22 protein-coding genes and 2 pseudogenes are annotated in these 23,728 nt (G+C 61.8%); 6 read left to right on the top strand and 18 right to left on the bottom strand.

Going from position 1 to position 23,728, the window contains the following annotated elements; translation table 11 throughout:
- Positions 1–108: 108 nt before the first annotated feature.
- Positions 109–471, bottom strand: coding sequence for a carboxymuconolactone decarboxylase family protein (locus ACVWY5_RS01050; RefSeq protein ID WP_028337272.1), 363 nt, complete (start codon positions 469–471; stop codon positions 109–111).
- Positions 472–765: 294 nt separating this feature from the next.
- Between ACVWY5_RS01050 and ACVWY5_RS01045 the strand changes: the two genes are divergently transcribed.
- Entirely contained in the window at positions 766–1,500 is a 735-nt protein-coding gene (locus ACVWY5_RS01045; RefSeq protein WP_028337271.1) for a CBS domain-containing protein, read from the top strand.
- Positions 1,501–1,562: 62 nt separating this feature from the next.
- On the opposite strand, the gene ACVWY5_RS01040 is transcribed toward ACVWY5_RS01045, so the two are convergent.
- The 12 genes and pseudogenes from ACVWY5_RS01040 to ACVWY5_RS00985 all read right to left on the bottom strand — a co-directional run bounded on the left by ACVWY5_RS01040 (position 1,563) and on the right by ACVWY5_RS00985 (position 11,495).
- Positions 1,563–2,339, bottom strand: a complete 777-nt coding sequence (locus tag ACVWY5_RS01040; protein WP_051376336.1) for a trypsin-like peptidase domain-containing protein — start codon at positions 2,337–2,339, stop codon at positions 1,563–1,565.
- A gap of 187 nt (positions 2,340–2,526) precedes the next feature.
- Positions 2,527–2,688 carry a hypothetical protein gene (locus ACVWY5_RS01035; RefSeq protein ID WP_321177096.1) on the bottom strand — a complete coding sequence of 54 codons (162 nt, stop codon included), beginning with the start codon at positions 2,686–2,688 and terminating at the stop codon, positions 2,527–2,529.
- Positions 2,672–2,950 (bottom strand): c-type cytochrome, encoded by a 279-nt coding sequence (locus tag ACVWY5_RS01030; protein ID WP_456671624.1) that lies wholly within the window; start codon positions 2,948–2,950, stop codon positions 2,672–2,674. The genes ACVWY5_RS01035 and ACVWY5_RS01030 overlap by 17 nt, the downstream gene beginning before the upstream one ends.
- Positions 2,951–3,111: 161 nt before the next feature.
- Positions 3,112–3,318 (bottom strand): annotated as a pseudogene (locus ACVWY5_RS01025) (integrase); the annotation flags it as partial.
- An 8-nt stretch (positions 3,319–3,326) separates the two neighbouring features.
- A pseudogene (locus ACVWY5_RS01020) lies at positions 3,327–4,924 on the bottom strand (MBL fold metallo-hydrolase RNA specificity domain-containing protein).
- Positions 4,921–5,841 (bottom strand): ribose-phosphate diphosphokinase, encoded by a 921-nt coding sequence (locus ACVWY5_RS01015; protein ID WP_028337269.1) that lies wholly within the window; start codon positions 5,839–5,841, stop codon positions 4,921–4,923. The pseudogene ACVWY5_RS01020 and the gene ACVWY5_RS01015 overlap by 4 nt, the downstream one beginning before the upstream one ends.
- Positions 5,838–7,379, bottom strand: a complete 1,542-nt coding sequence (locus ACVWY5_RS01010) for a thymidine phosphorylase family protein (protein ID WP_028337268.1) — start codon at positions 7,377–7,379, stop codon at positions 5,838–5,840. The genes ACVWY5_RS01015 and ACVWY5_RS01010 overlap by 4 nt, the downstream gene beginning before the upstream one ends.
- 318 nt (positions 7,380–7,697) lie before the next feature.
- A complete protein-coding gene (locus ACVWY5_RS01005; protein ID WP_028337267.1) occupies positions 7,698–8,393 on the bottom strand; it encodes a VIT1/CCC1 transporter family protein in 696 nt (231 codons plus the stop codon).
- 34 nt (positions 8,394–8,427) lie between these two features.
- A complete protein-coding gene (locus tag ACVWY5_RS01000) occupies positions 8,428–8,991 on the bottom strand; it encodes a cytochrome b (RefSeq protein ID WP_028337266.1) in 564 nt (187 codons plus the stop codon).
- A 153-nt stretch (positions 8,992–9,144) separates the two neighbouring features.
- On the bottom strand, positions 9,145–10,533 hold the full coding sequence (locus ACVWY5_RS00995; RefSeq protein WP_028337265.1) for a sensor histidine kinase: 1,389 nt from the start codon (positions 10,531–10,533) through the stop codon (positions 9,145–9,147).
- Entirely contained in the window at positions 10,530–11,195 is a 666-nt protein-coding gene (locus tag ACVWY5_RS00990) for a response regulator transcription factor (RefSeq protein ID WP_028337264.1), read from the bottom strand. The genes ACVWY5_RS00995 and ACVWY5_RS00990 overlap by 4 nt, the downstream gene beginning before the upstream one ends.
- On the bottom strand, positions 11,196–11,495 hold the full coding sequence (locus ACVWY5_RS00985; RefSeq protein ID WP_321177094.1) for a PepSY domain-containing protein: 300 nt from the start codon (positions 11,493–11,495) through the stop codon (positions 11,196–11,198).
- A 185-nt stretch (positions 11,496–11,680) separates the two neighbouring features.
- Here ACVWY5_RS00985 and ACVWY5_RS00980 point away from each other — a divergent pair, with 185 nt between their 5' ends.
- Complete coding sequence (locus ACVWY5_RS00980; RefSeq protein WP_028337262.1) at positions 11,681–11,929, top strand: hypothetical protein; 249 nt, start codon at positions 11,681–11,683, stop codon at positions 11,927–11,929.
- Between the two features lie 151 nt (positions 11,930–12,080).
- On the opposite strand, the gene ACVWY5_RS00975 is transcribed toward ACVWY5_RS00980, so the two are convergent.
- Positions 12,081–12,716, bottom strand: a complete 636-nt coding sequence (locus tag ACVWY5_RS00975) for a Spy/CpxP family protein refolding chaperone (RefSeq protein WP_321177093.1) — start codon at positions 12,714–12,716, stop codon at positions 12,081–12,083.
- A gap of 91 nt (positions 12,717–12,807) precedes the next feature.
- The gene (locus ACVWY5_RS00970; protein WP_028337260.1) at positions 12,808–13,377 is read right to left on the bottom strand and encodes a cytochrome b; all 570 of its coding nucleotides are present in this window, start codon (positions 13,375–13,377) and stop codon (positions 12,808–12,810) included.
- 164 nt (positions 13,378–13,541) lie between these two features.
- Here ACVWY5_RS00970 and ACVWY5_RS00965 point away from each other — a divergent pair, with 164 nt between their 5' ends.
- The 4 genes from ACVWY5_RS00965 to ACVWY5_RS00950 all read left to right on the top strand — a co-directional run bounded on the left by ACVWY5_RS00965 (position 13,542) and on the right by ACVWY5_RS00950 (position 19,036).
- A complete protein-coding gene (locus tag ACVWY5_RS00965) occupies positions 13,542–14,648 on the top strand; it encodes an AI-2E family transporter (RefSeq protein WP_321177092.1) in 1,107 nt (368 codons plus the stop codon).
- 292 nt (positions 14,649–14,940) lie between these two features.
- On the top strand, positions 14,941–15,774 hold the full coding sequence (locus ACVWY5_RS00960) for a universal stress protein (RefSeq protein ID WP_028337258.1): 834 nt from the start codon (positions 14,941–14,943) through the stop codon (positions 15,772–15,774).
- Between the two features lie 96 nt (positions 15,775–15,870).
- Positions 15,871–16,497 carry a hypothetical protein gene (locus ACVWY5_RS00955; protein WP_051376338.1) on the top strand — a complete coding sequence of 209 codons (627 nt, stop codon included), beginning with the start codon at positions 15,871–15,873 and terminating at the stop codon, positions 16,495–16,497.
- Positions 16,463–19,036, top strand: a complete 2,574-nt coding sequence (locus tag ACVWY5_RS00950; protein WP_051376335.1) for a cation-translocating P-type ATPase — start codon at positions 16,463–16,465, stop codon at positions 19,034–19,036. Before ACVWY5_RS00955 ends, ACVWY5_RS00950 begins: the two co-directional genes overlap by 35 nt.
- 148 nt (positions 19,037–19,184) lie before the next feature.
- Here the strand turns inward: ACVWY5_RS00950 and ACVWY5_RS00945 are convergent, their stop codons facing one another.
- Genes ACVWY5_RS00945 through ACVWY5_RS00935 form a run of 3 tightly spaced genes read right to left on the bottom strand, consistent with a single transcriptional unit; the run spans position 19,185 to position 23,622 of the window.
- Complete coding sequence (locus ACVWY5_RS00945) at positions 19,185–19,508, bottom strand: DUF3240 family protein (RefSeq protein WP_028337256.1); 324 nt, start codon at positions 19,506–19,508, stop codon at positions 19,185–19,187.
- Entirely contained in the window at positions 19,505–22,582 is a 3,078-nt protein-coding gene (locus tag ACVWY5_RS00940) for a CusA/CzcA family heavy metal efflux RND transporter (RefSeq protein ID WP_028337255.1), read from the bottom strand. The genes ACVWY5_RS00945 and ACVWY5_RS00940 overlap by 4 nt, the downstream gene beginning before the upstream one ends.
- 2 nt (positions 22,583–22,584) lie before the next feature.
- Positions 22,585–23,622 carry an efflux RND transporter periplasmic adaptor subunit gene (locus tag ACVWY5_RS00935; RefSeq protein ID WP_456671635.1) on the bottom strand — a complete coding sequence of 346 codons (1,038 nt, stop codon included), beginning with the start codon at positions 23,620–23,622 and terminating at the stop codon, positions 22,585–22,587.
- Positions 23,623–23,728 lie beyond the last annotated feature (106 nt).

Here is a 23,728-nt window from a genome sequence, read left to right as displayed (position 1 = left end):
ATCATCGTTGAGCCAAGTCAAACCTGCCGCCGGGCTGGGAGCCTTTCGTCCGCCACTTTCGATCTCGCTCACACGTGCGCCGCCCTGCCGCTGACCAGTGTCAATCGGTCACCGGCTGGGACACCATCGCGCGCTCCTGAACTGGTCGTATGCGCCGAGCGCGTCGGCGGCATACATCAAGGAAGGGCCGCCGCCCATGTAGACCGCCATTCCGAGCGCCTCCTCGACCTCCTTGCGGCCGACACCAAGCTTTACCAGGGCCTGGGCGTGAAAGCCGATGCAGCCGTCGCAGTGAGCGGCAACGCCAAGCGCAAGCGCGATCAATTCCTTCGTCCTGGCGTCGAGCGCACCATTTCTGGTCGCCGCCTGCGCCAGAGCCGAGAACGCGCGCATGGTTTCGGGAATGTCGCTGCGCAGCTGGCCCAGATTCCTGGAAATGTGCCTGCAGACGTTGGAGTAGTCCTTTTCCATGCCAACCTCGATCCTCGACGTTAGGGTTGTCCGGGGGAAGAGCGGCCCCGCTGGCGGGGATGCGCCGGCGAATGCCGCCCTTCATCCGACGCAGCCCGGCGACACGATCTGGCCTAACCTGAAGGACGTGCGTGTCTGGTCTGCAAGGACCTGCACTTTCTGAAGCATGGGCTTCCCGCACTCGTTGCGTCAGATCAAATCGACCTCATTTTCGACGCTTGCGTCAGATCAACAGTTCGGCCGCATCACCAGCTAGGCTGGATGCCGTTTCCAGCACGCAGGGAGGATAGCGGCATGTATGCACATCAGATCATGACCCGTAGGGTGCTTTCGATAACGCCGGACAGCACCATCCTCGATGCCGCAAACATCATGCTCCAGCATCGCATCAGCGGGTTGCCGGTGGTCGACCGTGACGGCGCGCTCGTTGGTATCGTCACCGAACGCGATTTCCTTCGTCGTACCGAGATCGGCACCGAAAAGAAGCGCAACTGGCTGATGACCTTCGTCCTCGGGCCGGGACAATGGGCCGAAGACTACGTGCTCGAGCATGGACGCAAGGTCGCGGAGATCATGACGCGCGCGGTGGTCACCGTGGCCGAGGACGCGCCGCTGGCCGCCGTCGTCGACCTGATGGAGAAGAGCAACGTCAAGCGGCTGCCGGTGGTGCGCGACGGCAAGCTCGTCGGCATCATCACCCGAACCAATCTGCTGCGCACCGTGGCGAGCCTGGCGCACGACATGCCCGCGCCGACCACGAACGACGATCAGATCCGACGACGGATTCTCGACGAGATCGAACCACAGGCTTGGTGCCCGCTGGGACTGAGCGTCATGGTCCGCGATGGCATCGTTCATTTGAGCGGCGTGATCACCGAAAGCAGATTTCGCAAGGCAGCGATCGTCGCCGCCGAGAACGTTCAAGGCGTCGTTCAGGTACACGATCATTTGTGCTGGGGCGATGCCTTCTCCGGATTCTACTTGAAATCGCCGGAAGATCAGGAGCTGCAGAAAAGCCAAGCCAACTGAAGACGGTTTGCGGCGCGCGCCTTCCAATCGTCATCTCAAGTCACCCTGATCGCGCGGAACGGCTAGTTCATTCTGGCAAACAGGCGATCGATGGCGTCCGAGGGGATCGCCACGCCAAGGCTGCGCCCGGATTCGCTCTCGCCGGTGCCGGCGGCAACGATGCCGATCACTTCGCCGCGCAGATTGAACAGCGGGCCGCCTGAGCTGTCGCGATCCAGCAAGGCGTCGGTCTCGATGAGATCCTGGCACGGAATGCCCGGCCGCGAACGGTGCAGCGCGCTGACGATGCCGAAGCTGACGCTTCGACCGCGTTCCGAAGGACCGCCGATCGCAACGACAAAATCCCCCGGCTCTGCCTCGATCGATCGGCCGATGCGAGCCGCCGTCAGGCCGGCGGTCGAGATTCGCAGCATCGCCAGGTCGTACCGCTCGACGGCGACGACGAATTGCGCCTCGACCTGGCGTCCATCCGGCAATCGGACCGAGAGGGTTTTGGCGCCATCGACCAGATGGTTGTTCGTCACGATCAGCCCGGGCTCCGCCTTGATGATGACGCCCGAACCATAGACATGCCTCGTCATGTCAGGCTGCCGATCGGGAGGTGCGGGACTTGAGACCGCTGACGAGGAGACTGCCGCGGCCTCCATGCCGGCGTCGATGCCGACAACGCTCTGGATGATCTTCTCGACCATCGGTGCAAGCGTCTGCGCGCCGTGCACTTCGCCTGCCTGTGCCTGTCCGGACCCGAGCAAGAGCATCCAGGTCACGGCGAGGCCGAAGGTCGACAGGCGGCTGGCCCACGGCTTCGCGGTCTTGCGGCTGGCGCTTTTCGGGTTCATCGCGTGCCCGTCGATTGCAGATGGCTGACGACTATCGGCTTTGCGCCGGGACAGCCTTGATGGGGATCAATCCCGTACGCAAGCGGCCTGCACGCGCACGAGGCCACCGTTCATCCACGGCGGCAGATCGCTTCGCCGCGGGCGAGCAAGCCCCAGCAGGACGGCGATCCAGGGGCCTTCGCGGCAGCTACTTCTGCTGAATGCGGCTCAGATAGTCGATCACGGCGAGGATTCGCGTTCGCACCACGGCTTCCCGCAATCCTCGCGCAGGATCGAGCACGTCGTAAGCCGGATCGACCGTGTGCGGCAAGCTCTTAACGGGGTTGAAGCGCTCACCCCAGATCGGCATCTCCTGATTGCCGTGAGCGGGGAATCGTCTTTCGTCCGTCGATTGTTTCATAGACGGCGTTGGTCGGAAATACCCCGTTGTTGTTCCTGGCCAAGGCCGTCAGATCGGCGGGCGGCAGCTTCAGCTGGCCGCTGACGGGTCCCTTGCCCTTTCCGTCCGCGCCATGGCAGCTCGCACACGAGGCTTGAAATTCCGCCTTGCCGACATCGGCATCCTCGGCGTGAACGGCAGCGGCGAAGACGGCGGTCAGGCCGGCGATCATCAGGCATTTCAGGCCATGGGTCATCGCATCGCACCCCAGTTTCCGGAGAGATGCGTTTAGCAGTGTCGGGCGTGTTCTAGTTTGACCCAAATCAACGGGATTGCACGCCAACCGCCACTTGTCAGTCTGGGAAGACCGTCGAAAATCGAAAGCAAGCCAAAAATAGCCCCGATGGATTCACCTTCTTTGCTGTCCTCCAATCGCAGACAACTCGACTCGGTGTCCGCTTCCGTCCATTTCAAGCCGACCATCTCGCTACGTCGGCAGCCGGTCAGCGCGATTTGACGAACAATGTCTGCGGTCGTGCTGTATTTCTCCTGATTGGCAGCGTCGCGGAGCATCCGACCGAGTATTCGGTACTCAGCCTCCTGGCCTATCAACCGGACGCTTCCAGCGCACGCCGCAATCTGCGAACGATGATGCCGCGCGCGCGATCGTCGGCGGCCGCAGCGATGCGCTCGTTGATATCGAGGACCAGCTTCGACATATCGTTATGCCAATCAAGCGCGACCACGGCTTCGGGAGCTAGCCGTCGGCGGCGCGAAACATCGAGCGGCGTTGGAACGGCGGCGGATAATTCGTAAACGTCGTCCAGCAGCGGCTGAAACAACCGGGCCGCCGGAATGATCCGTTCGGAAATGCGTTCCGCCAGACCGTTGATGGCTGGCTCCTCGCCATGGACCAGAAACAGGCCCCGCTCGATCGGCCGGCGCGCGGCGATCCAACGCGCGAGCTCGGCGCCATTGGCATGTCCAGAATAATCGTCGATGCTTCGGATACTGGCCGCCACCCTGATTTCGTTGCCCCAAAGACGAACGGCTTTAGCGCCATCGACGAGAAAACGGCCGAGTGTTCCCCGGGCCTGAAAGCCAACCAGCAAGACGGTGGCGCGCGCGTTCCACAGCCAATTCTTCAGGTGGTGCCTGATACGTCCAGCGTCGCACATGCCGCTGGCGGCGATGATGATGTGAAAGCCGGTCAGTCTTGCAATTGCCTTGCTCTCCTCCACGGTTTCGGTGAACCGCAGCTGCGGCGAATTCAAAAGCCTGCGCACGTCGACGTCCTGGTCGAGGCTCGATGCGTGCTTGCAGAAGACCTCGGTGGCTCGGATCGCCAGCGGCGAGTCGAGAAAAATCGGCGCAACCGGCACCTCACTGCGCTCCATCAGGTCGACCAAATCGACGATCAGCTCCTGAGTGCGTTCCACCGCGAAAGCCGGAATTAGCAGCGGGCCCTTCCGGGCGGCCGCCTCGCGAACCTCCGCGGCGAGCCGCGCACGGCGGGCGTCGGGCGTGATGGGCGGCCGCTCGCGGTCGCCATAAGTCGATTCAGAGATGACGTAATCGAAACCCGCAGGCGCTTCCGGATCCGGCTGCAGCAATTTGGCGTCCGGGCCGACATCGCCCGAGGCAAGAATACGCAGCGGTTTTCGCGGTGCGTCGCCGTTGGCGCATTCGATCTCGATCGATGCCGAGCCGAGCAGATGCCCGGCGTTCCAGTAACGTGCGCAAACGCCGGGAAGCACATCGACCCATTCTTCGTACGCGACCGGCGTAAAGGACTGCATCGCGGAAACCGCGTCGGCGTGCGTGTAGATCGGCGAAACCTCCGCGCGCCCGCGCGACGCGTTGCGCCGATTGAGCGCGGCAACCTCGGACTCCTGGATGCTGCCGGCGTCCGGCAACATGTAGCTGCAGAGATCGATGGTGCCCCGCGTCGCCAGGATGCGGCCGGCAAAGCCGTTGCGCACGAGCTTTGGCAGCAAGCCGCTGTGGTCGATTGGGCATGCGTCAACAGCACCGCATCGATATCGGCAGGGCGAAATGGAAAAGCGCTGTAATTCAGCTCTTTCAGGGTTTTGTGGCCCTGAAATAATCCGCAGTCGACCAGGAAGCGTCCGGATCGAGTTTCGAAGAGATGGCAGGAGCCAGTCACCGTGCGGGCGGCGCCGCAAAATCGGATTGTCACGCTCATTGGGAAATCTCCGGAACTCCGGGGCGTATCATTTCGCCTTTCAAGGCGTCGACGAAGAGTTCGTCAAGGACGATAGCGTTGGTGGGATGCGGCACGCTGTGTGTCGAGCGGATCGAACGAATGCCCGACCGAAGCATCTCGCGGCCGAGTTCTTCGGAAAACAATGCATGGATGACGACGGCGTCGATCGCGGTTGCGCCGGCTGCCGCCAGCGCCCTGGCGCAGGCGATCATGGTGCCGCCCGACGATACGATATCGTCGACGACCAAGGCGGGACGGCCGGCAATGCGCGCAGGCTCAGGGAACCGGAGTTCGACGGAACGGTCGCCTCGACGGCTCTTGTGCGCGACAGTCGAGGACAGTCCAAGCCGACTGGCGAGATCGGCGACCCACGGCCGCGATTCTGCATCCGGGCCGATGACGATCGTCGCGGGATCAATCCCGATTTTTCCCAGTTCGTCTGCGATTGCCGGCATCGCCGACAGATTGTCGGCTTCGATACCCGGAAATACAGTTCTTATGTCTGCCGTCCGATGCAGATGCGCGTCGACGGTGATAACGCGATCCACGCACCTTGCGAGGAGCGAGCCGACTACCTTCTGGCTGATCGCCTCGCCTTCGTGGAACGCGGTGTCCTGGCGCATGTAGCAAAGATAGGGCGCGAGGAGGACGAGGCGCCTGGCGCCGCCGCGCCGCAGCGCTTCGGCTGCGAGCAGAAGCGCGATGAGTTTTTCGTCGGGTTGATCGAGCGAAGCATAGAGGATGGTCGTGGGTGCCGACGGTCCGACCGTCACCCGGATTTCAGCGTCGGGAAAGCTATGGATGGCAATCTCGCGGGATGCCAGACCCAGCCGCGCCGCAAGCCTGACCGCCTCGCGCGACGATGCCGGTAGGCTTTGGATGACGGCCGCGCTCACGGCGCTGTCCCGCTGGTCCGCGGATTGACGACGGTGTAGCCGGGATTGGCCTTTGCGGCGCCCACGGCAAGGTCGAGTTCGGACTGGTCGAAGGCGTAGATGCGATACAGCGGCTGGCCCTTTTCGACACGGTCGCCAATCTTCCTGAACAGCTTGATGCCGGCGCCCTTGTCGATCGGAGCGCCCGCCGTCCGCGCCAGGCGATTGAGCTGCAGGCAGTTGATGTCAGCCACCTCGCCGTCGTCGGCCGCGATGATGTCGAAAGTCAGTTTGCCGATGTCGGCGCGGCATTGGCTGGGTCCCTGTGCGTCGATAATCTCCTGCATCTTCTTGAGCGCTGCGCCGCTGTCGAGCAGTTCGCGGGCGCGCGCATAACCGCTGCCGCCGCGCATTTGCGGGTCATATTCTAGAAGATGCGCTGCAAGCCGCAACGATTTTTCGCGCAGGTCGGCGGGTGCGGTGCGGTCGTTGCTGAGGACGGCCATTACGTCCGCGGCCTCCAGAACCGGACCGATGCCGTTGCCGATCGGCTGGCGGCCGTCGGTCGTGGTCACTTCCACGGATATGCCGAAATGATCGCCGACGAACTCGAACAATTTGCGCAACCGCATCGCGTCCGCGGCGTTGGCAAGTTTCGCCGTCGGGCCGACCGGCAGGTCGATCAGAAGATGGGTCGAACCGGCCGCGAGCTTCTTCGACATGATCGAAGCCACCATCTGCTCGCGGGTGTCGAGGCTGAGCGGGCGTTCGACGGAAATCAGGATGTCATCGGCCGGCGACAGATTGACGTGTCCACCCCAGACCAGGCAGCCGTGGCAGCTCGCAACGATTTCCTTCATATCCTCGACGTTGACATCAACCCGGGCCAGCACTTCCATGGTATCGGCGGTGCCGGCCGGCGAGGTGATCGCCCGCGAAGACGTTTTGGGAATGGTCAGGCCGTGCGCCGCCACGATCGGCACAACAAGCATGGACGTGCGGTTGCCCGGAATTCCGCCGATGCAATGCTTGTCGACGACAATCGGGCTTGGCCATTTCAACTGCGTGCCGGCCCGCGCCATCGCCTCGACCAAGGCGAGCAGTTCGCCTGAGGTCATGAAGCTTGCCGAGCCGATCAGGAACGCCGCGATTTCCATATCGGAATAGCGGTAGTGCGTAACGTCGTTGATGATCGCGTCGATTTCGGCAGGCTGAAGCGTGCGGCCCTCGATCTTGTTGCGGACAGCATCGAGACTTTCCGGCGAAGCCGCGGGGCTCACCGTGACGAGGCTGCCCACCGGCTCGGCGAACCGCCGAAATGCCGGCTCGGACAGGCCCAGTTCTTCCGGCCCCACCAGCGCGTCTTCGTCGGTGATCAGAAGGGTTGCAAGCAGAACACGCGAATTACAGCGCAACTCGACCCGACTGAAGCCGCGAAAGACTTCGGGTTGCAGAGCGCTCGAATGACGAGAAATCACGACGACGTTTTCCCGGCCCGTGTCGAGACTGACCCGGCGGATCTTCAATTGTGGGCGGGAAGTGTTCGTGGTTTCGGCCATGGCTGGTCAACGCCAGATCGGGATTGGAAGTGCGAACGTTGCCGCGACGAGAGCCTCGGCTTCAACTACGGAGACAGGCGTCCGGTCCGGATACCTTGTGGGTGTCAGCAGGACATCCTGCAACGCCATTCAACTCTCTCCTTTAGGCAAAACCTAGCTTTCTCCCGCGCGTTCGTGTTTGATCCATCGCAAGTGGCGGTTGCAGCGCCACATGGCGAGATTCGCAGGTTCTTGACTTGGAGGCGCGCCTTCAGCTTGCAGCAATAGTGAGAAAGACAGGCCCGTTGGATTGGTCAAGTGAAGCCGCCTTATTCATTTCTACCCAAACAAATGCGCGAGCCAATAGGCCGCACCAGCGGCGAGCCCGCCGACAAGCAGCGTCTGCAGTGCTGACTTGATCTTATTGACACCGGTGAAATGTCCCTTGACCGCGCCGAAGCAGAGCAGCGCGAATCCGGTCGCCGCGACGGAAATGTGCAGTGCCGTCGTGATGCCGTGGGCCAGCATATAAGGGATCAGAGAAATTAACCCGCCGACGATGTAGGAGCCCCCAATCGTGGCGGCGCTGATCGGGGCGCGCTTTGGGTTGGGCCGCTCGAGGCCCAGTTCGAAGCGCATCATGAAGTCGACCCATCGTCGCCGGTCGGCTGCGATCCCGTTCACAACGTTTTGGAGAACGCTTCCCTCAAGACCGTATTCTCGGAAGATCATCTCGACTTCCCCGATCTCCTTCTCGCGCAAGTGATCGATTTCGTAGTTCTCCCGGCTTTCCTCGGCCGCGTAGTGCTCGGCATCGGTGCGTGCCGCGAGATAGCCGCCAAGGCCCATTGCGATGGCACCAGCGACGACTTCGGCGAGGCCGGCCGTAACGATGACGTCCGTGCTGACCACCGCTGCCGAAAGGCCAGCCGCCAATGCAAATGGCACGGTCAGACCGTCGGCCATGCCGATCACCACATCGCGCACCGATTCCGATGCCGTGAAATGCTTCTCGATGTGCGGCGTGGCAGGCATGATGGTCCCCGATCGGTTTAGAGTTTTTGCGAGCTCACAACGGTCGAGATCGCGTGAGAGGCAGCATCCGCAGCAGAGTCCGATCCCGGAAAACGTAATGGTGGGCCAGTGCCGCGGCTGCGTGAAGTCCGATTAGTGCCATCATGGCATTGGCGAGCAGCTCATGAACTTCCTTCACGTCATGCGCAAAGCCGCGATCCGTAGGCCACGGAGAGGCGAGCTCAAACAGGCCGAAAACTGGCAGTGCATGCCCACGGGCAAACTGCAACACGATTCCGGCTACCGGTATCCCAATCAGAGCCACGTAAATCAGACAGTGAACGGCCTTTCCCGCCCACTCGCCCCAGGCGCCAAGGGGCGACTCTTCCGGCGCGGGAGGCGGATCGCTCAAGCGCCAAAACAGCCGAGCGACCACGAAAGCGACGATGGCGAGGCCCATTGACATGTGGACAAATAGGCCGGTCTCGCGCGGCGTCCCGCGTGGCAATTCGTCGCCGAATTGTCCGGTGACCCACGCGCCCAAGACGAGCGCGACGACGATCCAATGCAGCGCCATCGCGATCGCGCCATAACTTTGCGATGAATTTCGAACGCGCATGTTGAAACCTCCATCCGAAGACTAGTGGCCAGCCGATCGTTTGCGGTTGACAGAGGTCAACGGCTAGCCGGCCGATCGACGCGCAACCGATAGCTCACGTAGGCCGTCGCCAGGCTGACCGGAACTGTCAGCGAATTGTCAGGATGGCGCGGATTAGGCTGCTGCGCTTTCGTGCCTGGCGCGGATATCGGGATCTGTACCGGGAGCGATGGTCACCCTTGCACCGCCTAGGTCCGAATGGGTGATCCGAAGTCGCCATCCATAAGCATCAAGGACATCCTGGACGATTGCCAAGCCTAGCCCAGTGCCCGAACCCTGTTCGTCCAGTCGTCCGCCTCTTTCGAGCACGCGCGCAATCTGTTCTTCGGGAATGCCTTCACCATCGTCCTCAACGACCACGGATATCGGCTCGACAATGGCCGTGACGCTGACCCGCGCCTTGGCATGACGCGCTGCGTTCTCAAGGAGATTGCCGAGCACCTCGGCAAGATCGGTGCGATCAAGCGGAATGCGCAAGCCTTCTGGAATTGAGCGCTCAAATCGAATTCTTTCGCCGTAGGGCGTCCGTGCCAACGTGGTCAGAAGCGAGCTTAGGAGAGGATAAAGCTCGGTCACTGCTGCTTCGGTGTTGCGCGCACCGCTGCGTAGCCGGGCGAGCGCCAGCTCCCGGTCGACATAGCGGCTCATGGAATCAGCAACCGCTTCGATATCTTGAGCCATTTTGCTGTCGCCGCGTTCGCGGAGGCGCGCCGCGTCCGCAATAAGCGCCGCGAGCGGCGTCTTGAATCCGTGTGCCAAGTCGGCCGCGCGGCCACGGGAACGCACAATCTCCCGCTCCTGGGCGTCGAGCAGCGCATTGACTTCCTTCACCAGCGGCTCCACTTCGCTCGGCACGGCAGTTGGAAGATGTCGGAGACGGCCGGCCCTGATATCGGAAATACCGCGTCGGAGCAGGGCAAGCGGACGAAGCCCAAGGCCGACTTGAATTGAGGTCGCGATCGCCAGCACGAGCGCGAGCAGCCCGAGCGCGGCGGACAGATCCTTGGCAAAGGCCTTTACCGCTACCGCTGCCCTCGACAAATCCGATGCGACGGCGGCCCGAACGCGCACGCGCCGATCGCCGGCCGTCATCAGCACGCTACGTTCTGCGACGAGCACCCGGGCATCGCCCGGCCCATCTACTTCGTGCTGATGCACTTCACTGGGGCCGAGCTCATCGGACGGTAGGCGGAGCGTCGTATCCCACAACGAACGCGAACGTAGCATCTGGTCGCGATCGTCCGTTACCTGCCAGTACAGGCCGGATAGCGGCTCCTCGAACCTGGGATCGGCAGGTCGCCGGGCAATGACGAGGCGCCCGTCAGAACCGATGTCGATCCCGGCAAGCATTTGCCCGAGATGGACGTCGAGATCAGCCGCCATGGTGCGCGACACATGACGCTGAAACAAGAGCACCAGGCCTGCGCCTGCCACCCCGAGCGCGACGAGGATGGCGATCATGCCACCGGCGACCAGACGAAGGCGTAGCGACGCCCATCTCATGGATGCGTCTCCGGCACCGAGTAACCGAACCCACGCCGCGTCTCGATAATTTCCTGTCCGAGCTTCTTGCGTACCCTGCGCACCAGGACCTCTAGCGTGTTTGAATCGTGCTCCTGCCCCGGACCATAGACGTTTTCGTCCAACTCGTGCTGTGGCACGACGCGCCCGCGATGCCGCAGCAGGTAGGCGATGAGGCGATATTCGAGCTGCGATAGCGCGACAGGTACCCCGCGCAGGCTGACCTTCATCTGACGTTCATCCAACGTCAGATCGCCCGCGCTCAGCACCGAAGAAGCATGACCGGAAGACCGCCGGACGATCGCCCGCAATCGTGCGAGCAGTTCCTCGGTACGGAATGGCTTTGGCAGATAGTCGTCGGCGCCGGCATCGATTCCGTCCACCCGCTCGGCCCAGCTTCCGCGTGCCGTCAGGATCAGGACCGGCATTTGGCGTTCGTTTGCCCGCCAGCGCTTGAGCACCGAAAGCCCATCCATCCCGGGCAGACCCAGGTCGAGAACGACGGCGCCGTAATCTTCCGTGTCGCCGCGAAACCAGGCCTCCTCGCCGTCGCCAACCGTCTCCACCACGTAGCCCGCGGCTTCCAGCGTGCGCGCCACGTCGGACGCAATCCGAGGATCGTCCTCGACCAGAAGCACGCGCATCTACTTCGCCTCGATCTCTTCGATATTGCCGCTATGCGCGTCGACATGCACTTCGAGGACGCGGCCGCGGGGATCGATCACTCGAAGCTCGTAGTGCCAGCGGCCCTCTTCGCGGTTAATTTCAATCCCCGTGATATCGCCGGGCACCTTCACCCGAACCGTTTCCAGGATTTTGGACAGCGGAAGAACCTCGCCAGCCTCCACGGCTCGGCGTACCGCTTCCCGACGCTCGGAATCGTCGTCGCGCGCAAACGATGGCGGCGCTGTCAGTGACGCAAATGCGGCGGTCAGGAGTGCCATCCGGACCACAGTCAATAGACGGTGCAAACGCATGCGTTTCCCAGCTGAATTCGACGCCATGTATGCCGGAATCGACCTGACATTTGGCTGACATGGATCAACAGGGCTCCGTCAGCGCCTTTGCGTCAAAGTCGCGGCCAGCGCGGCCGAATGATCGGCCGGCTTAAAGCAAAGGACGACCGACGATGCGCAAAGCACTGATCCTGACGACCGTGTTGGCCGGGATTGGCGGAGTGGTGGCCGTAGCCCAAGCGAGCCAGGACAGGGTGCCGGACAAGGATAACTCCCAGGTAACGACCCAGACGGAAAGCGTCCGCAAGGACGGCGAGCATCTGGGCGCGCCGCGGGACGAGCGCTCCCACGAAGCCCGCGAGCGACATCGTGAGGAACGCAGGGAAGCCCATGAGAAGGAGGAACACGAGGATCGGGACTAGTATTCCGGTGTACCAAGCCCGGAGTCGGCCTACCGGCTCCGGAGTCACGCAGGCAACATTACAGACAGAGAATAAGCGGGAGCCAAACCTCTCTGTTATCGCGAAGTTTTGCCGCCGCGGCGCTGCGCTCTCTTGCCCCCTGTTCCTTCGATCACATCATGCCCATTGGACCCCAGAACAACTGATCCGCAATTTTCTTCTGACCATCGCTCAGCGCGGCGTAGAGAGGCTTGAGCGTCTTGTCCATGGCACGCATCGCATCGAGTTGCGCACCCATTAACTGTTCATTTTGATCAAGCCGATCCGGCAAACTTACCTGAGAGTCACGTTTGCCCATCATGGTCGTGCATCGGGCAATCATGGTTTTCGCATTGTCACGCGCGGCGGCAGCGTAGGTGTTCCAGAGCGGCTCCTGTGCATCCGTCACCTTAAGCTCCGCTCTGATGTAAGCGAGGCGTCCCTCGATATGGCTGCCCATCGCATTGCACATTGCTTCCGCTGATCTGCCCCCTCCCATCATCCAGGGGCCCATAGCTGCATCGCCCATCATACTAGGCCCCATGAACCCGTAACCCATCATGCCTCGGGGGCCCCAGGTCCATCCGGGCGACGTGCCTTGCTGCGTGGGCTGGCCCTGGGCAACGGCTGTGCCGAAAATTGCCGCCGCGATGGCAAGCGCGACCACTGCACTCTTGCTTAGTTCTCTCACGACGCTCTCCTCCTCATAGGACGAGTGAACACGCGAATGATTGTCTTTAACCGCAACCGCCGCCTTGATTTGGGTCAAGAGCTAACGACGTGACCTCGCCGATCGTTCGGAATTCGGACATGGCGTTGGTCGGAATTTTTTCCGCTACGACGGAAAGACCAGACTAGCTTCACACCTGCTTGCGCAGGCGGGGCAGCATGCGTCGTAGAGTATTGTCGCCAAAAACGATATGATGCACGAGCGCGGCGGCCATATGAAATACGGCCAAAATCACGAGAACGTTGGCCAGAATCTCGTGCGCCTCCTTGACGCTGTGCGCAAACGCTTTGTCAGCGAGCCACGGCGATGGAATTTCTCCAAGCCCGAATAGCGGCAGCGAGTGGCCTTGTGCAAACTGCAGCGCGATGCCGAGCGCAGGTACCACCACCAAGAGGCCGTAGAGGACGTAATGCATCAACCGAGATGCCGGATCGGTCCACTCTATCAACCATCTGCCGAACTCGGTGGGCACGCTTCTCGGTGGCGGGTTTGCAATACGCCACGGTATCCGCACGACTGCGACCACCAGAATAGTCAATCCGATCCAGATATGCGTCAGTAATCCAGAGCCCTGTCCCGACTTCTCGGAAAGCTCTTCACCGAACATGCCCAGCGCCCAAGCAACGATAACGAGAAGAACCGTTACCCAGTGCAACGTCTTGGCGACCGGGCCGTAGTCATCGCTCGCGACGTTCTTCATGGCCTGACCTCACATAGCAAAGGTAGGTTGTCCCGAGCGCGCGAAGTTGATCTGAATCAACGGGAAGATCTCTTTTGTAGCCTGATGTGTCGCTTGCGGATTGCACGCCTCCCGAACCTAAGCGAGCATGGAAAAGACTAGACATTGTCGTTTCGCGTGAAGCAGTGGAGCGGACGAAACCGACCGGCGCCTCATTCGCGCACGCCGTTGTGGTGCTGTGCCTTGTAGGTGTGGCGGGCCTTGCTGTTTGGAAACTTTCGGACGTGCTGGTGCTTGCATTCGGGGCCGCTCTTCTGGCTCTGTTGTTGCGCGGCCTGGCCCACGAGCTAAGCCGCCGAACTCGAATGCCAGAGGCCTGGGCCGTCTTGCCGGTCGTGCTCACGCTCCTCGGATCTATTGTGGCAGTCGGCTGGCTGTTCGGCTCGCAAATCGCATCACAATTCAACCTGCTCGCGAAGGACTTGCCGCAAAGCCTCACACAACTCGCCCGTGAATTCGGATCGAGTTCATGGGGCACGTGGCTTCTCGGGCATGCGCAGGACATCAATCTTGGCAACGTCACTGCGCCAGTTGCGAGTTACGTTGCGGCACTGTTTAGTTCTGTAGTCCGGACTGTCGCCTACATCGCCGTTCTGCTGTTCGCAGCATTGTATTTCGCAGTGCAGCCCACTCGATATGTTCAGGGTCTGTTGCGGTTGGTACCGGCGCCACGGCGGGACGGCGCGAGGGAAATGCTCGAGCTGCTTGGAATTACTCTCAGGCGTTGGATCATTGGCCAGTCAATAACAATGGCAGTAGTGGGCACGCTGACTGCAATCGGCTTGGCGTTGCTCGGCGTCACCGCACCCATAGCATTGGGTTTGATTTCGGGCATATTTGCTTTCGTTCCCTATGTTGGCCCGATCCTAGCCTCAGTGTCCGGGATCCTTATGGCTTCGATGCAGGGGCCCGTGCTGGTGGGCTATGTCGTTGCCCTCTATGCCGGTATCCACTTCGTGGAGGGTAACATCATCACCCCGGTGGTTCAGGCGGAGGCGGTCGAACTTCCTCCGGTCCTTACTCTCTTTGCAACTTTGGTCTTTGGCCTTTTGTTAGGCCCGGTCGGCGTGTTGTTGGCAGCTCCGCTCGCCGTCGTCCTGCTCGTCGCGGTGAACGCGCTTTACATCGAGGGAATACTCGGCGAACGTCGTGTCTGGCCGTCCGCGTACGAGTCTCTCGCGAAACTAGAGTTCGATAAAGCCGCCGGCGCGCAGCAGTCCAGGCACCCGTGATTAGTAGGATCAGGCTGGATACCTCGCTCGCTCTTGCGGCATGAACGTTCGCTGACCTCCCGGAGACCACAATTTGGGTCCCCGGGCTCCTGTAGGGGCCAATATGGCTTTAGGCCGCATTGCGCTGCTCGTCGTCGCGTCCTCGAATAGCCAAAGCTGGCCACAAACAAGACCGGTCGGCACTCAATTCGGGCTTGATCCGGGCGATAAGCCCAACGGCGAACTGCGATAGATCAAATCGCCCGGCAACGCAGAAGCTAGGGTTACCTGCGACATTCCGCCGGAGGGTTCGATGGCTATTAGAGATATTCTGCTCACCCTGACCAGTTACCCGGATCCCACGCCCATTTCTGTGATCGACCGTGCCCTATCGTGCGCCTGCGCGCTTGACGCACATATCGCGGCGATCTCCTGCGAGGTTCACATCCAGGTCCCCGGGAGCTTTATTTCTTTTGGAACTGTCGAGGCGATAGCTGGCGGTGAGGCGCACCGGAGCCATGATAGCGCGAAAGACCTCCTTGCCGCCTTTGAGGCGGCTGCGCAAAAGGCCGGCCTGTCGCACGAGAGCATCCTTGAGAAGAGCCTGAGCCATCGCGTATCGGAGCGGCTGGTGGACTATGCGCGGCTGCGCGATCTCACGATCGTCTCGGTGCCCGATTCCTATAATCAATGGTATGCCGAAGCGATCATCTTCGGATCGGGACGGCCGACCCTGGTATTGCCGGAAGAGCCGCTTTCTCGTCCGTTTGAACTGAACACGGTCATCGTCGCGTGGGATTTCAGCCGCTCGTCAGCGCGGGCGGTTGCCGACGCCATTCCGATGCTGGAAAAGGCAAAGAGAGTGCGCGTTGTCACGGTGACAAACGAGAAGATCATCGACACCAAGCACTCGTCCGAGGAACTCGCCAAGAACCTGTCGCGACACGGGATCGATGTCACTCTTGACCGCGTGGATGCGGCGGGAAGGTCGATCGGCGATGTCCTCACGGGGGAGGCCGCCTCCCACAACGCGGACCTGCTTGTGATGGGAGCCTACGGGCACTCGCGCTTCCGTGAATTCATTCTTGGTGGCGCAACCAGGAGCATGTTGTCGAAGCCGCTGCTCCCCATTCTGTTTTCGCATTAATTGCGCGCTGGCGCGATCGCAATCCGGTTGGCGCCACGATACCGAACTGACCCAATATCGGCGCGAACATGTCGCCGTTTATGATTGGACGAACTGATGATCTCAAAGGATGCGGAGAATGTGATCGAAATCCGCGTCGATGAGATCGAGCAGCTCTTCCATACGCTTGATCCTTTTCCATTTCGTGAGAAGGACCTCGACCGGGAGGCCGAAGAATATATCGTCGGGTGGGCCAGAGAACTGCCGGCGGACCGGCCATTCAGGATCGTGGTTCATTTTCCGGATAACGAGGCGCAAACAGATCTAGCACGAGACCTCCCGGAGGCTCTCGGCAAGTACTTCGCTGGCCGTGCAGCCGTCATTCAGGGCGACCTCAATGAGCTGTTTCGAATTGGCCGTCGATCTCTCGCGATAGGCGTGGCAATCCTTATCGCGTGTCTGCTTGCATCAAACCTGGCGTCCGGACTCCTTGCTGATGCGCCGTTCAGAAGGATGGTGCAAGAAAGCTTCCTGATCTTGGGATGGGTAGCCAATTGGCGGCCCCTCGAAATCTTCCTTTACGATTGGTGGCCCATCACACGACGACGGGATCTTTACCGCAGGCTGTCGGCTGCAGCGGTTGAAAAGAAGCTGTTTCACCCCAGTGAGGCTCCGGCGCGCCGTGTAGCGCTCGAACAAGGCTCCGCAGATGGACCCAAATTCTGTAGCGACAAAAACTCGTGACAGCTCTGCCCGGCGCCTGACCGGCCTTGGCGAAAGCGAGGCACAAGCGCGGCTGGCCGCCGAAGGCCCAAACGAACTACCCCAGCCGGACCGCCGCACGCCGCTCCGTATTGTGCTGGAAGTGCTGCGCGAGCCCATGTTTGCGCTGCTGATCGGTGGCGGCGCCATCTATCTATTGCTGGGTGATGTCAAGGAGGCGCTGATCCTGCTTGCCTTCGCCCTGATGTCGATCGTGATCACGGTGGTTCAGGAGACGCGGACCGAGCACGTGCTTGAAGCACTACGCAACCTGGCGAGCCCGCGCGCTCTGGTCATTCGGGACGGCACGCGCAAGCGGATCTCCGGACGCGAAGTGGTAAGGGGTGATGTCATCCTGCTGGCTGAAGGCGACCGTGTGCCGGCCGACGCACTGCTACTCGAAGCGCTTGACTTCCAGGCCGACGAATCGTTGCTGACCGGGGAATCAGTCCCGGTCCGCAAGCTGGTGTCGCCAAACGCGGCGCGCACGACAATCGCTCCGGGCGGCGAGGATTCACCCTACGTCTACTCCGGCTCATTGGTGGTTCGCGGCACAGGCACCGCGGAGGTCGTCGCGACGGGCGCCAACAGCCAAATGGGCAAAATCGGTCAGTTGCTTCATCGCCTCGAGCCCGAGCCGCCCCGATTGCAGTCTCAGACCCGCAGTCTGGTACGGCTGGCAGCGATCGGCGGAGGTGGCGTCAGCGTGGTCGTCATGGTGCTCTACGGCCTGTTCCGCGGCGGATGGCTGGAAGCACTGCTGGCCGGAATTACCATCGGCATGTCGATGCTGCCGGAAGAGTTCCCGGTAGTGCTCACGGTCTTCATGGCTATGGGAGCCTGGCGAATCTCGCGCGCCCGGGTGCTGACGCGGCGTTCTAACGCCATCGAGGCCCTTGGATCGGCGACCGTGCTGTGCACGGACAAGACCGGCACGCTGACCGAAAATCGGATGTCGGTCGCTGAACTAAGGACGGCGGAAAGTGAATGGCGTCGCAGTGAAGGTGGTCCGATCGGGCCGCGCTTCCACGAAGTCGTAACCTATGGCGTTCTGGCCAGCGCGCCGGAGGCATTCGATCCGATGGAAAGGGCGCTCCGCGAACTCGCGGACACCCTACCCGGACAGGAAGGTTCTTCGTCGGGCGTGGGTGCAAAGCTCGTGAACACGTATGGCCTGAGGCCGGAGCTTCTCGCGGTCACGCAAGTCTGGATGCCGGAACACGGCGAGCCGTTGATCGTGGCCGCGAAGGGTGCTCCCGAGGCCATCGCACGGCTGTGCCGGTTCTCGAAGAACGAGACCGCCGATCTAGAGGCTTCAGTGGATGCCATGGCGGCGGAAGGGATGCGTGTTCTGGCTGTCGCGCAGGCTCGCCATATCGGAACAGACCTGCCCGAAGTTCCCGCCGAATTTGCCTTCAGGCTGCTCGGCCTCGTCGGCTTCGCCGATCCGCTGCGTGCAAGTGTTCCGGCCGCGGTGCGGCAGTGTCAATCGGCCGGCATCAGAGTCGTGATGATCACCGGCGATTATCCCGCGACCGCTGTAGCCATCGCGCGCCAGGCTGGCCTTGCAGCGAACGAGGCGGTGACCGGCGACACGATAGACAGGCATGACCCGGCAGCGCTGATCTCTCGCGCGCGGAGCTCGGTGGTGTTTGCACGGATCGTGCCCGAACAAAAGCTCCGCATCGTTGAGGCGCTGAAAGCCGACGGGCAAATCGTCGCCATGACCGGCGACGGCGTCAACGATGCGCCCTCGCTCAAAGCGGCGCATATCGGGATCGCCATGGGCGGCCGCGGCACGGACGTCGCCCGCGAAGCCGCTTCCATCGTGCTGCTGGATGACGATTTCGGGCCGATCGTGACCGCAATCCGGCTGGGCCGGCGTATCTATGACAACCTCCGCAAGGCGATGAGCTTTATCGTTGCGGTCCACGTCCCAATTGCCGGCCTCGCCTTGCTGCCGCTTCTTCTCGGATTGCCCATCATTTTCAGTCCCATCCACATCGCCTTCCTCGAATTGGTCATTGACCCTGTCTGCTCCCTGGTCTTCGAGGCCGAGAAAGAGGAAGAGGATGTTATGAGCCGGCCACCGCGCTCACCGGCCGAGCCGCTGCTGCCGCTTGCCTTGATTGGCTGGGGAGCCTTGCAGGGTGCTCTTGTCTTTGTGATGGCCGGCGCGATGTTTGTGTTTGCGCTCAGGAACGGCATGCCGGACGATGAGGTCCGAGCGCTCGCCTTCGTGGCGCTCGTACTCGGCATCTTCAGCCTGATTCTTGTCAATCGTTCTTTCAGTTCATCCCTCAAGCTCGCGTTGGTTCGCCCCAATGTGACGCTGCTCTCAATTCTGCTCGCGGTCTTCGCGATACTTGGCTCGTGCCTGACGGTTCCAGCCTTGCGCGAGCTGTTCCGGTTCGGTGTGCTGCATCTGGACGACCTTGCGGCGACGATGGGCGCGGCGCTACTCATCCTCGTCGCGCTGGAATTGCTGAAGCCTTTCTGGCGTGCGCGACTTGGAGCCTGAAAGAAGGCAAATCTGCGAAGCTAATTCATAGCTGCGTTCGGCTTGGTTGCCAGAATGATTGGTACCTTACCTCCGGCGGTACCCTGCCAGAGCGTCGCGGATGAAGGCCCACTCCATCCGAAGAGCAACGACAGCGAACGGCGAATGCTCATCGACTGGGGACGTCGATCACGCCAAATTCCGCCACGGGCAAAATCCAATAGACAATCCTGGATCCAGCGAAAGCAGTCTTCAGCCCTTCGAGCAACTGCGCCGCAGCTTGCGCTTGAAGAACTATCCGCACCATCAGCTCATCGGCATGGCCCTTGACCCGCTCGGCCGACGTTTGCAGCCGTACGTCGGGGCCGTGTCCAGCGACGTCGGAGGCCGTGAATCCGGATACGAGGTGGCGCTGTTCGCTCAGATAGTCGAACAGCTCATCGCGAAGCGATCGCGCGGCGATCAGCGTCAGGCAGACGAGTTCGACACTCATTTGGCCTCCTTCGCAGCGCCGCCAAACCGGCGATAGAGGATCGGCAGCAGGATAAGCGTCAAGGCCGTCGACGAGACGAGACCGCCGATTACTACGACGGCCAGAGGGCGCTGGATCTCCGATCCCGGGCCCGTGGCAAACAAGAGCGGGACGAGGCCGAGCGCCGTGATGCTGGCCGTCATCAAAACGGGTCGAAGCCTGCGTTTGGCACCGTCAACGACAATGCGCCCCTCGGGCACGCCGTGGGCGCGCAGCTGATTGAAATAGGAGACCAGCACGACGCCGTTGAGCACGGCGATGCCGAGCAGCGCGATGAACCCGACGGACGCCGGAACCGAAAGGTATTCGCCGGCGAGTACCAGCGCAAAGACCCCGCCAATGACGGCAAACGGGATGTTGACCAACACCAACAGAGCCTGGCGGATCGAGCCGAAGGTCGTGAACAGCAGCATAAAGATGAGCCCGATCGCAACCGGTACCACGATCGACAGGCGCGCGGCGGCGCGTTGCTGATTTTCGAATTGGCCGCCCCAGGTGAGCCGGTAACCCTGCGGCAGCGTCAATTCGGCCGACACCTTCTGCCGGGCCGCCTCGACGAAGCCGACCATATCGCGGCCGCGGACATTGGCCCGCACGACGCTCATGCGATATCCGTTCTCGCGGTTGACCACGACGGGACCATCGACCCGGTGAATACGGGCCACTTGGGAAAGCGCCACGTGCTGACCGGAGGTGAGCGTCAGCGGCAGGCTCGCCAGCAGCGTCGGCGCCTCCCGCGTTGTCTCGCTGCCGCGGATCAGGATCGGGGTGCGGCGTCCTTCCTCCAGCACCGTGCCGATCGTGCGACCCTCGATCTGGGTGCGCAGCGAATTGGAGATCGCGTCGACCGTCAGGCCGAGGCGTCCCGCCTCCATGCGGTTGACGGAAACGGTGTAATATTGTGCACCCTCGTTGAGGGTGGTGTAGACATCCTCGGCGCCATCGATGCTGGCCAGAATGCCCGACAGCTTGCTCGCAATCTCGTTGAGCTTGGTGATATCAGGCCCGAAGATCTTCACCGCGACATCGCCGCGCACACCACTAATCATCTCCTGCACACGCATGTCGATCGGCTGCGTGAAGCTGAGCGACAGCCCCGGGAAATTAGCCAGTACGCGGCGAAGTTGTTCGATCAATGCGGCTTTTTCGGTTGTCTTCCGCTCTTCTGCCGGTTTCAGGACCAGAAAAGTATCGGTCTGGTTCGGTCCCATCGGGTCCAGGCCGAGTTCGTCGGACCCGGTCCGGGCCACGATGCCTTTCACATCAGGGACCTTCGCGAGGATGGCGGACTGAAGCCTCGCATTGATCGCAATCATTTCGTCGAGATTGATGGATGGCAACGCTTCGACGCTGACGATAGTGTCGCCTTCATCCATTGTCGGCATGAATGTCTTGCCGAGTTGGGTGTAAGCGTAGCCCGCGGCCACGAGAGCTACGACTGCCGCGATGATAACCTTGCGCTCGTTCTTCAGGGCCCAATCCAAAGCGGCAGCATAGAGGCGCGATGCCAGCCGGATCAGCCACGGTTCACCGTGCGAGGCCGTCTTGAGGAGAAACGAGGTCGCCACAGGGATGACGGTGAGCGCCAGAAGCAGCGAGCCGCCCAGCGCAAATATGATTGCGAGTGCGACGGGGATGAACAACTTTCCTTCGAGCCCCTGCAGCGTCAGCAGCGGCACAAACACGATCATGATGATCAGAACGCCCGACGCCACCGGCTGCAGCACCTCAGAGACTGAGCGGAAAATGATGTGAACCAGCGGCGCGGCCTTGTCCGGCCGTTCCTTGCTGAGATTGCCCACGACGTTCTCGACGACCACGACCAAGGCGTCGATCAGCATGCCGATGGCGATCGCTAGGCCGCCCAGGCTCATCAGGTTTGCCGACATGCCGACGATGCGCATGACGATCAGCGCGATGACGATCGCAAGCGGCAGGCTCAGGGCGATCACTAGAGAGGCGCGCCAGTTGCCGAGGAATAGCAGCAACAACACAATCACCAGGACGGTCGCCTCGCCGAGCGCGCGGATGACCGTTCCGACGGCGCGATCGACCAGCCGACTGCGGTCGTAAAACACGTTGATGGTAACACCCTGCGGCAGCCATGGCTTGAGTTCGTCAAGGCGCGCGCGCACGTCGCTGACGAGTTGGCGAGCATTAGCGCCGCGCAGACCAAGGACAAGTCCTTCCACCGTCTCGCCGCGACCGTCGGTCGTGACGGCACCGTAGCGCGTTAACGATCCTTGCTGGACGCGAGCAACGTCCTTGACCCGGATTGGGATGCCGTCCTTGGTATCGATGACGATCTGCCGGATATCCTCGATCGTGCGGATGCTGCCCTCGATCCGCACCAGCGCGCTGTCTTCGCCCTGGTTGACCCGACCGGCTCCATCGTTGCGGCTGTTCGCGTCGATCGCACGTCGGAACAGTTCATAAGAGATACCACGCGCCGCAAGCGCATCGCTGATCGGCACGATCTCGAATGCCCGGACGTAGCCGCCAAGCGCATTGACGTCGGCAACCCCGGGGACTGTTCGCAGCGCGGGACGGATCACCCAATCGAGCAGGCTACGGCGCTCTGCGAGCGACAGATCGGGACCGTCGATGGTGAACATGAACATTTCGCCGAGCGGGCTCGTGATCGGGGCCAGTCCGCCCGTCGCGCCATCTGGCAGGTCGCGCGCGATGTTGGACAGGCGTTCGGAGACCTGGTTGCGCGCCCAGTAGATGTCGGTGCCATCCTCAAAGTCCACGGTGATGTCCGCGAGCGCGTATTTCGTCGTGGAGCGAAGGATCTTCTTGTTTGGCAATCCAAGCAGTTCGAGCTCGATCGGAACAGTGATCCGCTGTTCGACCTCTTCAGGGGTGAGCCCCGGCGCCTTCATGATGACTTTGACCTGGACGGGCGAGACGTCGGGAAACGCGTCGATCGGCAGGCTCGGCAACATCACCAGCCCGGCGCCGATCAGTAGGAGCACCCCGAGCGCGACAAACAGCCGCTGGGAAAGCGCAAATGCAACTAGGCGCTCAAGCATGGCTAGCCGGCTCCGAGCTTGAGCAGGATTCCACGGAGCGCGGAGATGCCGCTAACGGCGACTTCGTCCTTCTCGGTGATCGCCCCCGAAACCACGACATGGTCCTGGTCTTCCTCAAGCAGTTTCACCGGGACCAGACGAAAGCCGCCTGTTGTCGCCACAAAGACCGAGGCCTCTTCGCCGCGTCGGATCAGCGCGCTATAGGGAAGCTCCCAAGCGTTTTCAGCCGACGAAGCAAAACCGATGCGCGCCTGGGCCGTCTGTCCGGGCCGCAGTTCGCCTGTGTTCGGTATCGCCGCCCGGACCAATATGGTTTGGGTCGCGGCATCAGCAGTCTCCGATATCAGCACGACCTGCCCCGGCGTTGCATAGCCTTCGACTTCGACCTTCGCGCCTGGCCGGATGGCACGGATGTTCGACGCAGGAATCGCGATCTCGACCCATAGCGGAGACAGCTGTGCGAGCTTGATGAGCGAAGCCGTTTGCTCAACCCGCTGGCCGGGAGAGGCCAGGATGTCCACGACGGTTGCCGGCCGCGGTGCGACCACCAAAAGGGTCGCGTTGATGGCAGCCTCGGTGGTCAGCTTCGAGATTGCGTCATCCGAAAGACCGTTGAGCCGAAGCATTTGCCGCCGTTCCGCAACGACGATACTTGCTTGGCGGGCCTCGTTTTGGCTGGCCTCCAGAGTACGTTGCGGTACAGCGTTGCTCTGGAAAAGCTGGGTGTTACGGGTGAGCTGCTGGTTGGTCAGAACTTCCTGGGCAACGGCCTGCAGGTAGTCGCGCTGCTGTGACACGAAGCTTGGGCTCTCCATGACGACGAGCGGTTGGCCGGCGTTGACCCGGTCGCCTCGCGCGACCGACAGACCCGTTACCATGCCGGCCACGGGACTGCTCACGACCCACAATTGCGGCGTGGGAATCACGATTTGGGCGGGATAGGGCAGCGTCTTGTCGGTCGGGCTGGCGATCGGACGAACGACGCGAACCCCCAGGCTCGTTGCCTGCTCTGGGCTGAGTTTCACCGCATCCTCGGCCATCGCGATGGACGGCAGCCCGATGAATGCAAATGCGAGTATGGTTCGAACTCGGCTCTGCCACGAGGTCAAACGCGGGCTCGCCTGGTAAGAATGTGTCATCGATCTC

The sequence above is a fragment of the Bradyrhizobium sp. USDA 3256 genome (assembly GCF_054058275.1).
This window is presented reverse-complemented; position numbering and strand designations above follow the sequence as displayed.